This window comes from Desulfosporosinus sp. BICA1-9 (genome assembly GCF_000802135.1).
The window spans coordinates 1-12,648 of the sequence record NZ_JUEE01000134.1; the positions used below are offsets into that span (position 1 = coordinate 1).

11 protein-coding genes and 1 pseudogene are annotated in these 12,648 nt (G+C 41.3%); 6 read left to right on the plus strand and 6 right to left on the minus strand.

Annotation, left to right across the window (positions count from 1 at the left end; translation table 11 throughout):
• The 6 genes and pseudogenes from JL57_RS16010 to JL57_RS16040 form a co-directional block, all read right to left on the minus strand.
• A pseudogene (locus JL57_RS16010) lies at positions 1-200 on the minus strand (ferrous iron transporter B); the annotation flags it as partial.
• Positions 184-780 (minus strand): FeoB small GTPase domain-containing protein, encoded by a 597-nt coding sequence (locus JL57_RS16015; protein WP_034143020.1) that lies wholly within the window; start codon positions 778-780, stop codon positions 184-186. The gene JL57_RS16015 and the pseudogene JL57_RS16010, both read right to left, overlap by 17 nt.
• A gap of 231 nt (positions 781-1,011) precedes the next feature.
• Entirely contained in the window at positions 1,012-2,406 is a 1,395-nt protein-coding gene (locus JL57_RS16020) for an ATP-binding protein (RefSeq protein ID WP_034143021.1), read from the minus strand.
• 26 nt (positions 2,407-2,432) lie between these two features.
• Positions 2,433-3,122: a response regulator transcription factor gene (locus JL57_RS16025; RefSeq protein WP_034143022.1), complete on the minus strand. Its 690-nt coding sequence runs from the start codon at positions 3,120-3,122 to the stop codon at positions 2,433-2,435.
• 487 nt (positions 3,123-3,609) lie between these two features.
• On the minus strand, positions 3,610-5,949 hold the full coding sequence (locus JL57_RS16035; protein ID WP_034143029.1) for a heavy metal translocating P-type ATPase: 2,340 nt from the start codon (positions 5,947-5,949) through the stop codon (positions 3,610-3,612).
• Between the two features lie 55 nt (positions 5,950-6,004).
• The gene (locus JL57_RS16040; RefSeq protein WP_034143024.1) at positions 6,005-6,370 is read right to left on the minus strand and encodes a metalloregulator ArsR/SmtB family transcription factor; all 366 of its coding nucleotides are present in this window, start codon (positions 6,368-6,370) and stop codon (positions 6,005-6,007) included.
• A gap of 822 nt (positions 6,371-7,192) precedes the next feature.
• Between JL57_RS16040 and phnD the strand changes: the two genes are divergently transcribed.
• From phnD to JL57_RS16070, 6 genes are all read left to right on the plus strand, one after another.
• Positions 7,193-8,128 carry a phosphate/phosphite/phosphonate ABC transporter substrate-binding protein gene (gene phnD, locus JL57_RS16045; RefSeq protein ID WP_291300164.1) on the plus strand — a complete coding sequence of 312 codons (936 nt, stop codon included), beginning with the start codon at positions 7,193-7,195 and terminating at the stop codon, positions 8,126-8,128.
• Positions 8,125-10,014, plus strand: a complete 1,890-nt coding sequence (locus tag JL57_RS34625) for a HAMP domain-containing protein (RefSeq protein ID WP_291300165.1) — start codon at positions 8,125-8,127, stop codon at positions 10,012-10,014. The genes phnD and JL57_RS34625 overlap by 4 nt, the downstream gene beginning before the upstream one ends.
• A complete protein-coding gene (locus tag JL57_RS16055) occupies positions 10,001-10,630 on the plus strand; it encodes a response regulator transcription factor (RefSeq protein WP_034143026.1) in 630 nt (209 codons plus the stop codon). The genes JL57_RS34625 and JL57_RS16055 overlap by 14 nt, the downstream gene beginning before the upstream one ends.
• A 138-nt stretch (positions 10,631-10,768) precedes the next feature.
• Positions 10,769-11,356 (plus strand): 4Fe-4S dicluster domain-containing protein, encoded by a 588-nt coding sequence (locus JL57_RS16060; protein WP_034143027.1) that lies wholly within the window; start codon positions 10,769-10,771, stop codon positions 11,354-11,356.
• Positions 11,357-11,358: 2 nt separating this feature from the next.
• Positions 11,359-12,291: an NrfD/PsrC family molybdoenzyme membrane anchor subunit gene (nrfD, locus tag JL57_RS34630; protein WP_291300166.1), complete on the plus strand. Its 933-nt coding sequence runs from the start codon at positions 11,359-11,361 to the stop codon at positions 12,289-12,291.
• Positions 12,292-12,310: 19 nt separating this feature from the next.
• Positions 12,311-12,648: twin-arginine translocation signal domain-containing protein (locus tag JL57_RS16070; RefSeq protein ID WP_034143028.1), on the plus strand; the 338-nt coding region annotated here is incomplete at its 3' end.

The window sequence follows — 12,648 nt, forward strand, 5'->3', positions numbered from 1 at the left end:
CTTTCAATAATCTGAGAGATCTTTAAGTAATTGTTTTTCTCCTTTTCTTTGACCATTGCTAAAATATCTTCATCCTCTTGCAACAAAAGCAAAGCAATAGCCCGTTTAGATAGAACATATTGATGCTGGAGTATATTGCTAATCTCGCTTACCGCAAATTCAATCTGCCGATCATAAGTCACTTCATGCAGCGTAGACATACTCACCGATCCTTTCCTTCAATACCTCTATTCCCTTATTTAAAGCAGCGGCAGTTGATAATACTGGAATCCCGAGCTCAGCTTCCAACTTCTTAAGATCAATTTTAAGTCCCAAGCTTTCTGCCTCATCCATAATATTTAAAACCAAAATAACCGGTACATCTCCCTCAATCATTTGGAGGGTTAAGGGCAGCATTCTCTGGAGATTCTTCGCATCGACAACATGAACCACAGCTTTAGGCCTCTCTCGAAGTAATAGGTCTCGGGTCACTTTCTCTTCCTCTGTAATACATAATAAGGAGTACATTCCTGGTGTATCGATAATCTCATATTCCTTAGTGCCGATTTTTCCTTTTCCACGCGATACTTCAACCGTGGTTCCGGGATAATTAGAAACGGTAACATAGGCTCCGGTCAGTATGTTAAACAAAACACTTTTCCCGACATTAGGACTCCCGACTAAGGCAATTTTTTCTAACCCTTGAGTCACTTGATTCACTTCACCGTGACAATTTCCTGTACCTAATAAAGTAGTTGATAATTTTTTATACCAGGGTACTTTCGTACTGCAACATTCCATTAGAACCCACTCCTTCTTTGATAATGATTATCATTTATATTTTAGTTAATATTACCGAACTTACTTAACAGAAACGTCACAGGTTTTTAACATTTTTGTGACATAGATTCTAACAAAAAAAGAGCATCCTTTTACAGATACTCTTACATGCCGTTATTAAAGTGGTTCATCGCTCCAACAAAATGATTACAGCAAGAATCTCAATGAATTTTTGCTCTGTCATGTTGCTCACTAAGCTTCTTCAGTTAATGGCAAGTACACGGTGAAAACGGCTCCATGGCCTGGTTCGCTTTCCGCCGTTACTTTTCCGCCATGCATTTCAACGATTTTTTTAACGATAGAAAGTCCTAAGCCTGTTCCGGTTCCACGCCTTGATCGGGATTTATCGACCTTATAAAACCTCTCCCAAATATTTTCAAGTTCTTCCCTGGGAATGCCGGGACCGGAATTTTTTACAGATATAAACGTATCATTATTCTTCATACCCAACACTACGCGTACTGCACCGCCAGCTTCCGAATGTTTAATGGCATTGTCTAATAAATTCGTAAGAACCTGTTTGAGTCGATCAATGTTTCCCCACACGGTAATAGTTTGCTCTGGCACAGTTAGCGTTAAATTGATTTCTTTAGAATTAGCCAGATATTTTAAGCGTTCAACGGTGATTTGGGCGAGTTTATTCAAAACCACATATTCCATTTCATCAAAGGCTTGGGCAGCTTCCATCCCTTTTAAGTCGAGTAAATCATCCACTAAGCGCCTGAGACGCTGGGATTCGTCAATAATGTTTGTTAGATAGAGCTGTTCCTGTTCCTTAGACTTGACTAGCCCGTCCAATACTGCCTCGGAAAAGCCCTGGATCACTGTTAAGGGAGTGCGCAACTCATGGGAAACATCAGAAAGTAGTTCCTGCCTTAAACGGTCAAGTCTCTCGATAGCCTCAATTTTTTCTTTAAGCTGAATAGACATGCGGTTAAACGAGCGGCCAAGACGCCCGACTTCATCTTCCGAGGTAACCTGAATTTGCCTACCGAACTCACCTTCTGCAATGTGGCGTGCTGTTTCTTCCATTTTTGCGAGGGGACGGATCAGCTTTCGGGACACAAACATACTTAACACAGTAGATAAAACAATCCCTATCAGCGCTCCTATTAGTGCAATTCCCCTAATGCTTTCAACATGCTGCTTCAGGCCTGATAAAGGGCTGCTGATCACGACCGAGCCAATGATCTGATTTTCTTGTCTTAAAGGAACAGCCACAAGAAACAGCTCTTCATGGACCCCCACAACCTTGCCGAAGAAAACGACATTGTCACCACTGAGGACTCTCTCTTTAAAATCTGGCTCTAATAGTAAATTGCTCGGCGACTGATCTTTGGCTGTTTGACCGTACAGAATGTTTCCATCTATATCCATGATGGCCGTATTAGCACTTAAAAACTTAGCTAAGACATTCAATCTTTCGTTGATAACTGATCTCTCAGTGTTTTCATACATCCTTACGACTTCTTCCGCCTCATTGATAAAAAAGCGCGCTTGTTGATTATAGACCAGGGATGTGATCTGCTGAGCTTGTATCACAAGGGAAAACAGAAAGACTCCTAGTACTATCAGTACAATTGTCAACCAAAGCTTACCTACTAAACTATTTCTTAATGACCACTTAATTCGAATTTGTAACCCACCCCTCTAACGGTCTGAATAAAGTCACTGTGACCCAACTGGCTCTCGAGCTTAGACCTTAAACGATTGACATGGGTATCAACCGTACGGGAATCTCCGCAGTAATCGTATCCCCAGACCATGTTGAGCAACTGATCTCGACTATAGATTTGCCCCGGTCGTTTTGCTAAGCAATGCAGCAGGTCAAATTCTTTAGCCGTTAAGTTTATATTTATTCCATCAACCTCAACTTCACGAGTAATCTGATTGATCTTTAGACCAGAATAGGAGAGAATATGTTCGTTACTTTGTTCCCCTTCCAACCTTCTTAGAACTGCCTTGACTCGGGCACTGAGTTCACGAGGGCTAAACGGTTTTACTACGTAATCATCAGCCCCTAAATCAAATCCTAAGACTCGATCATTTTCTTCCCCCTTGGCTGTTAGCATGATAATAGGAATTTTGGTTTCCTTTCTCAATATCTTGCAGACTGTCCAGCCATCTAATCCAGGCATCATTAGATCGAGGATGACAAGATCGGGATTATCTTTCCGAACCATTTCCAACGCTTGACTTCCATCCTCTGCCTGGTACACGTCAAAACCTTCCGCTTCAAGGTAGAGGCGCACAATTTCGCGAATTCGATCGTCATCGTCTGCTATTAAAACCTTATTGTTCAATGTAGCTCCCCCTTCTATTTACCGACACCACCAATTCCTAACTGTATTACTCCATCTATCTTCGTGAGGACTACTATACCAATAATAGTCAGGCCGATAGTTTGGATTCATCGGACTATACCACGATCCACTGACATCAGGGTTAGCCGATTGCCTAACATTAGGTATCACATTATTTGGTATATCTGTAGAAGAGGAATTAGGCTCGGCTTGGAATGGTCTAGCATTTTGGTTTTGTTGCCAAAGACGGGTTTCCGCGTATGCTTTTGTTAGGAAAAGACCTGCAACAAATAGTGCAATAACAATAAATATCAATAATGCCTTCTTCCTCATTGTAATCCCCCCATTATCAATCAACAACTATATTATATCTTAAGAGAATTACAAGAAGTTAACGGATTTTTAACATTTTTGTTAAACTACCCTTTCTAGTTGCCACCATGATATATTAATAACCTCCTGCATTTGGGTGCAGGAGGTTGATTGACTAATTCGTTTTCATAACACGCATCGCGTTGATGACAGCAATCACCGTTACCCCAACATCGGCAAACACAGCTTCCCAAATAGTGGCTATCCCTCCAGCACCTAAAACAAGTACGACAGCTTTAACACCCAATGCGAAAAATATATTCTGCCAGACGATGCTTCGTGTCCTTTTGGCAATTTTAATAGCATTCACGAGCTTAGAAGGTTCATCTGTCATGATTACAATGTCCGCCGCCTCTATGGCTGCATCAGAACCTAACCCCCCCATTGCTACTCCAACATCAGCACGAGCCAGTACCGGGGCATCATTGATACCATCACCGACAAAGAGCAGCTTCCCTTTTGTTTTCTTTTGTTTTTCTAATAGCTCCAGCTTCTCAACCTTCTGGTCAGGGAGCAATTCAGCATATACTTCGTCAAGGCCTAACTGACGGCCAATCGTTTCTCCCACCAGCTTGCTATCTCCGGTAAGCATGACTAGTTTCTTTACGCCAATCCCCTGAAGCTCCCTTACGGCCTTTTCTGCATCATCCTTTATCTCATCCGATATCACAATATAGCCTGCATAGTTGCCATCAATGGCTACATGAACCACTGTACCAGTTTCATCAATTACATCATAAGCTATATTTTCTTTAACCATCAGTTTTTTGTTGCCTGCTAGGATACGTTTACCCTTAACACTCACTTTGATTCCATGCCCTGAGATTTCATCATAGTTCTCTATTTCGCTTTTATTGATTTCTTTACCGTATGCTTTCAGGATGGAAATTGCAATGGGATGGTTTGAATAGCTTTCAGCAAAAGCAGCATACTCCAATAGATTCTCCTCTGATTCTCGATCAAGAGTGTAAATTTTTGTAACCTTAAAAACGCCTTTGGTAAGGGTGCCTGTCTTATCAAAAACAATCGTGTCCACGTTATTTAAGGCTTCAAGAAAGTTGCTACCCTTAACCAGGATGCCACTTTTAGCAGCTCCGCCAATACCACCGAAGAAACCCAAGGGAATCGATATTACTAAAGCACAGGGGCAAGACACAACCAGAAAAACCAAAGCCCTATATATCCAATCTGAGAATGTAGCACCTGAAACAACCAAAGGTGGAATAACCGCCATTGCTAATGCAACAAATACCACAACTGGTGTATAGTATCTTGAAAATTTAGTGATGAACTGTTCAGTTGGAGCTTTCTTACTATTAGCATTTTGTACCAAGTCGAGGATTTTGGATACTGTGGAATCTCCAAACTCTTTCGTTACCTCAACTGTTAATAGTCCATTCTTATTGATTGTTCCTGACAGAATTTCGTTTCCTGGTTCAACTTCTCTGGGCACTGACTCCCCGGTTATGGCGGACGTATCAAGCATAGACATACCCTCAATCACCTTGCCGTCAAGGGGGACCTTCTCTCCTGGTTTTATAATGATAATATCTCCAACACTTATTTCTTCAGGAGATACCCTCTTAATATCCTCACCAACCTTTAGATTGGCATAGTCGGGACGAATGTCCATCAGAGCACTTATTGACTTTCTCGAACGGTTTACGGCCATATTTTGGAATAACTCGCCAACCTGATAGAAAAGCATGACTGCCACACCTTCGGGAAATTGCTTTATAGCAAAAGCACCTATAGTGGCAACACTCATCAAAAAGTTTTCATCAAACACCTGGCCCTTTAAAATATTTCTAACTGCTTTTAAAACAACTTCCCCACCAACTAATACATAGCTTACTAGGAATATTCCAAATTCAGTCCAAAACGAAAACTTGCCTAAGATGGCGACAAAAAAGAGAACTGCACCAATACCTAAACGAATAACTTTTGACTTGTTTATACCTTCAGCTTCTTTACTTTCCTCTTTCTTATCCTCACTTTCAACCACTTTGATACCTGACTCTATCTTCACTGCAATTTTTGATGCTTGCTCGACGACCCTTTGCAGATCGCGCTTGCTATTCACTTCAAGGGTTAATTTTCTGGAAACAAAGTCTACAGTAGCAGAGCTTACACCTTTAAGGTTTTTGACCTCTGTTTCAATTTTATTGGCACAGTTTGCGCAGTCCAACCCAATTAATAACAATACCTTCTTTTCTTTTCGCGAAAGCGCTTTGTCTTTAATGATAATATCTGGTTCGAGTTTCATGATTATTTGGTTAGCTTGATTTAGCACATCCTCTTGATTTCCATTACTACCAATGTTAATTGTAAGAACCTTGGTTACAAAATTCAAGGAAGCGTCAGAAACACCTCCCACCTTTCTGACTTGATCCTCAATTTTAGAGGCACAGTTTGCACAATCCAGTCCCTCTAATATAAGCTCCTTCTTAGGCAATGAACTCACGATGATCCCCCTCCTTCTGCTTCTCTGGATATTCTTTCATAATTCACTATTCATTAATATGGATTAATCCTTGGTCGAATATTTGCTTTATATGATCATCTTCCAATGAATAAAATACAATTTTTCCGTCTTTTCGATATTTCACCAGTCTTGCCTGCTTCAATACTCTTAACTGATGGGATATTGCCGATTGGGTCATATTTAATAAGACAGCAATGTCACAGACACACATTTCAGCTTCATCCAAAGCCCAAAGTATTTTAATTCTTGTTGAATCGCCAAAGACTTTAAATAGTTCTGCAAGGTCATACAAGTTTTCTTCCAAGGGCATTTTGGCTTTGACCTGATTTACAATTTCCTCGTGTATTACGTTGCAATTGCATCTGTCAACTTCATGCCTTTTATCAACCATACTAATACCTCTTTTCTGATGTAGTCATATGAATACTTGAATATTTGTTCATATGTTATGTTTTATTATATGTCCAATTTGCTGTGAATGTCAACATATATGAACGATTATTGATATGTTTTCAAAAGACGAAAAGCAAGAACATATACTTGAATAGCTTTGGGCTAGAATAAGACTTATTTCAATAAGTCTTGTCTTTTATGCGGAGAATTTGGCTGGGATCCTTTTTTGACTATCAATTAATAGGCTGATAACAGCTAATACAGTTAGGCCTACCTGGATGTGGTGTTACCCTCGCACCATTTTCTCCCATTTTGTGACACAGCAAACAATTCATATTCTGTGAAACTTTATGTGGAATATTAGGTGTCTTTGCCGAAACCTGACCAGACTGGTTTGGTTTGCTTGCACCACAACCGACAAGTAATAAAACTGCTCAATATCATTAGTATGCCGGGACCTAACTACCTGTTTTAGCTTCATCCTGAAAGAACTTTTTAAGTAGTTCAATTTCGAGATAATTTTCTAGTAATATGATTTCAAAGACTCATCACATGAGCTTTTGCGTTAATATGCTTAAGATGATTGATAGTACCAATTTTTAGACAAAGCACCACTCTCAATAGTTTATTACTATTTGATAATATAATAAACATAATGCTTTCTTTACTTTTTTGTCAATATTTATAAACAAAGGTTTGTTCCCCACCTTCGTTTGAAGGACTATTGTTATAGTACGTCCGGCAAAGATTGCAAATGATCGTAAAAACGATAAACTAGATGATAATGAGGCTCAGATTAATGGACTAGGAGAGGATAAACGTGTCAAAGGTACGATTATTAGTCTTGAGTACGATTCTTTTACTTTTGCCTACGATGGGATGTTCAAATTTAACAAAAGAGAACGTCATTTCTCTTACACAGGAAGATCAAAACCCGGTTGTAGCCAAGAGGGATGTGACTTCATCCGTATATACGTTTAGCTTTGATCGTAGGATGGACCCAGCAGAGGATGTGAAAATGTATGCTCCTTTCCTGGAGTACCTAGAAAGAACGACAGGTTATAATTTCAAACTTCGACCAATGGCCCAAAATCAAAATCTAATTGAGGAACTGGGCACAGGACGGGTGGACATTGCGGCTATAGGTACGCTTAGTTACTTAAAAGCTCATCAAAAGTATGGAGTTCGTCCCGTTGTTCGAGGCATAACAGAACAAGGTAAAGCGGAATATCGGGCTCTAATTATTACTTCGACCAATAGCAACCTACGATCCCTAAGCGACTTACGGGGCAAAACGTTTACCTTTGGTTCAGATACCTCTACACAAGGTTATCTCATTCCGCTGATCATGCTTACCGAGGCAGGGGTTAAATTAACAGATCTTACAGGATATACGTTTGCCGGTTCACATTTCGACACTGCAAACGCGGTTATTAGTGGAAGATACGCCGCAGGAGGAATACAAGATACCTTGGGACGAGAGTTGGCAAATAAAGGACTGGTTCGAATCTTGGCTGAGTCTAAGGAATTTCCCAGCAGCACCATTTCAGTCTCCCCTTCTCTTCCAACGGATGTAGTAAAAAAGGTCCAGGAAGCCCTGTTAAAGTTTACCCCCGAAGGTAACGATAAGGGTATGCTATACCATTGGGATCAAACTGAAATGCCACTAGGCTTTGTTTCAACTGATGATAAAGATTTCGAAAAAGCAAGGATTTGGGCTGTTCGTCTCGGCTTATTCAACGGAGGGACAGAATGAAACTTGGCAATAAGATATCTATAGTTACCGTCGCCATCATTGCTGTGATGGGTTTATTGACAGTACCCCTCATCAGTCATTTTGTAGGAAATGCCTTACGCGAGTCTGTGCAGGACAAGGAAATCTCCTTGGCTAAAGTGGTTGCCAGTAACCTCGCGAACCCAGCTTTGACCGGAAATTATTTAACAGTCCAAAGAAATCTTGAGGGATTAAAGGAAGATCGGCAGTTGGTGTATGCCTTTCTCATCTTACCGGATGGCAGTATATTACATACGTTTAAGGGAAATATCTCATCCGAACTTGTAGAACTCAACCGCCTTACTCCCAAACAATCCCAAGCTTTAAAATCTTTTTCCTCTAACGACGGAAGAGTCGAAGATGTTGGAGTATTACTACTCGATGGATTAGAGAGTGAACTGCATATTGGGTATAAAGAGGACTATATACAGGCAACCTTGAAACGTGTCTTTGAAACGATTTTCACCCTAACTCTAGTTGGGGTAATTTTAGGCAGCTTAGCTGCAGGCGCTTTAGGTAAATATCTCTCTTCTCCGATTGAAAAACTTACGACTTTGACACGAAAAATTACGGAGGGTCAACTGGATCACCGAGTAACCATTACTACGAAGGATGAAGTCGGAGAATTAGCTCAAAGTTTCAATCGGATGCTTACAGCACTAGAAGAGAGTATGTCGAAAATCAGGGTTGCAGAGGAAGAACAACGAATTAAAAATCGAGAACTTTCGGTATTAAACGGGGTCGCGGAAACGATTCGACTTGGGCAAGAAATAAACACAGTACTCCAGGACGCACTAGTTCAGATTGTAGAAAACCTTGCTTTAAGTGGAGGATGGGTTCAACTGCGTTCTAGAGAGACCACGGAGATTAATAGCATAATTACCCTTGGGATTGCTGAACATACGATCCCTTGTTCGGAATGTGAATTCTGTGAATGTGACCTTTCAATGATCGAGCAAGGACAATGCTTGTCAAAAAGTTCCTTACATAAGGACGGGCGAACTTATCAGGTTACAGGGGTCCCAATTTTTGTCAATGCTCGTATTTTAGGTGCAATATACCTTCTAAGTAACAAAGAACTCATTTCCCCTGATTTGGTAACCTTGCAAACGATTGGCGGTCAGCTTGGAACGATGATTGAGAATGTAAACCTTTGGAAAGAACTCAAAGCTCGGGAAGCCAAAGTGAGCCAATTGTTAGAAAAAGTCATTGTGGCGCAAGAGGATGAACGTAAACGGATTGCCAGAGAGTTACATGACGAAACAAGCCAGTCCCTCGCTGCTTTAGCAATGCGTTTAAAAGTCTCAATGGGTTGGATTCACAAAGACACCCGCAAAGCAGAAGCCTTATTAGAGGAATCCAAGGATGAAGCGGTACGAATTATGAGAGAGCTTCATAACATCGTCTTTCATTTACGTCCTACCTTGTTGGATGATTTAGGGCTTGTTCCAGCCTTAAGATGGCTCGCTGAAAGTCGGGATTGGAAGGAACCGCCTGAAGTCGACGTTCAAGGAAACTGGTCTAAGGAAAGAATCGATCCCCAATTGGAAACGACCTTGTATCGTATTGGGCAAGAGGCGATTACCAACGCCGCAAAATATTCTCAAGCAACTCACCTTTTTATAGAATTTAAGGTTGAAGAGACTAAAGCTATTCTAAAAATTCAAGATAATGGAAAAGGGTTCATTTGGGATGAAAATATGTTTGAATTAGAGCAAGGAAAGAAACCTTTAGGATTAATGGGCATGATGGAGAGGGCAGCCTTAATCGGTGGACGTGTGGAAATTTATTCTGAAGTTAAGCACGGCACTACCGTCGAAGCGGTAATTCCGCTGAAAAAGGAGGATAACAGCTATGGAAAAAATTAAGGTTATGCTGGTGGATGATCATACCCTCTTTAGGGCAGGAGTAACCATGTTATTACAAATGGAATCGGATATGCTGGTCGTAGGAGAGGCTAGTGATGGGCATCTAGCCTTAGAATTAATATTTAAATCTAAACCAGATGTAGTCGTCCTTGATATTTCCATGCCTGGCCTTGATGGCATTTCTGTGGCCCGTAGTGTACTAGATCGACTGCCCAACGCTAAACTCTTAATGCTGACTCAGCATGAAAACCGGGAATATATCCTTCGGGCCACCAAGGTAGGTGTTGCTGGATATCTCCTGAAGAGCGCTGCAACCGACGAATTAGTCGCCGCTATTAGAGCGGTTCATAGCGGACGCAAATATCTAGATGCAACCGTTACCCAAGTGTTAATGGAGGCCTGGCAGGCAGGAGAAAAAGGGGAAGAATCGTTGACTGATCGTGAAACGGAAGTCCTCATTTTAACAGCTCAGGGGAAAACGATGAAGGCAATCGCTGAGCTGTTAAATATCAGCCCCAAAACTGTCGAATTTCATCGTGCTCGTTTAACCCAAAAGCTAGGACTTAAGAATAAATCGGAGTTGGTAGCTTATGCTATTAAACAGGGTCTGGTCTAGATTAAACTAGGAAAATCCCTAGCTACAACACTAGGGATTTGAAGGAAGAAGACTAGGAATCTCCTTGATATACGAGGGGATTCTTTTTTCATATACTTAATGTGAAAAAAAGTATTTTCTTAAGGAGGAGAGGCCAAGATGCCAACAGAGAAAAAGCGCTATGGTATGGTCATTGACACACGGAAGTGCGTTGGCTGCATGTCTTGTACCATAAGCTGCAAAATGGAAAACGGAGTCCCTTTTGATGGATTCCGGGCTTGGGTTGACATGAAGGAACGTGGAGTTTTTCCGAGAGTCAAACGCAATTTTATTCCAAAACTATGTAACCATTGTGAGAATGCGCCTTGTGTAACAGTCTGTCCAGTTAAAGCCAGCTACATCAATGACGATGGAGTTGTGCTGGTGGATCAGAAAAGATGTATTGGTTGCGGATACTGTATAGTGGCCTGCCCTTATTCCGCCCGTTATTTGCATGAGGGGTTAAAAGTTGCCGATAAATGTACGTTTTGTGTACACCGAGTTTCAATGGGATTAGAACCGGCCTGTGTTCATAACTGTATGGGAAAGGCGCGAATATTCGGAGATTTCAATGATCCCCTGAGTGAAATCTCTCAGTATATTACTAAAAATGGGGTACAAACCCTCCGTCCAGACTTAGGTACGAACCCGAATGTCTTCTATGTTGACGCAGAGATTAACAAACTGCCTAATAAAGGGGGTAAATAAGGGTGAACACACAAGATGTTTATGTAGTTGTGAATGCTAGTCCGTGGAATTATCTGGTTCCTTTGTATATATTCTTCAAGGGGTTAAGTGTCGGAGCTTTGTGCATATCAGTACTTTACACAGTTTTCCGATCAGAACGGTTTAAAAGTCTTGCCTTTCCTGCTGCTCTCACAAGTTTATTAGCCTTTATCCCTGTACCTATTTTATTGTTAGCTGACTTGCATCAACCTTTAAGGTTTTGGCATCTCCTGGTTAATTTTAATCCTACGTCTGTAATTTCTTGGGGGACTTGGCTTATCATCCTTTATCCGCTCTGTCTGCTGTGGTATATTGCCCGTTTGGGATTGAGTCAAGGAATCTCAATTCCAGTTCTCAAAGGTGTTCAAGAGAGTGCGAGCACCAGCCAAAGTACTTCTGGGCTGGGGTTGCGTGGGTTGTCTATCCTAACGTTAAGCTTAGCTTTACTTGCTGATCTATACACGGCTTTCCTGCTTGGAGTCGTTAAAGGAAAGGTTTTGTGGAACAGTGCTCTATTACCCGGATATTTCCTGACTTCGGCTATTGTCACCGGCGCAGCGCTCGTTCTTATCGTGTATTTGAACAAGAAGCCTGAAGAGAAGACCGTTCGGACTTTAGTGAGAATTATCCAAGGTGCCTTAGCCTTAGAAATTTTCTTTGCGATCTCTCAGTGGATTACACTCGGTGCTACGAGCTTGCAAGGACAAAAAGCGTTAGAACTTTTATGGAAAGATCCTATGTATTTGATTGGAGATATTTTCCTCGGAATTCTGGTTCCATTAGTCCTCTTAAATAAACCCTCACTCAACAAAAAACCAGTTTTAATGATTAGTGCTTTACTCGTAATACTTGGAGGACTCTTGCTTCGCTTTAGCATTGTGGGAGTTGGAATCCAAGCAGCAGCCTTGTGGAACTAAATGAAGGAGGTTTAAGGGTATGATGAACAGACGTTCGTTCTTGAAATGGACCGGTGCAGGAGCAGCGGCAGCGACTTTAGGTACGGCTGGGCTCTTCCAACTACGCCCCGTCAAGGCAGATGAACTAGAAAGTCTAAAAAACCAAGGTATAGACATTAAATATACTGCGGACGTAATGTGTCCGAGTGAATGTGGCCTTGAAATGTGGGTAAAGGATGGCCGTCTAACCAAGATATATGGTAATAAGGCGGTACCGTTCAATGACGGCACTTGTTGTGCTAAGGGTGCTTCTGGAATTCAACTGGTCTACTCTCCTGATCGCATCAAGTACCCAATGATTCGTGAAGGAGCTAGAGG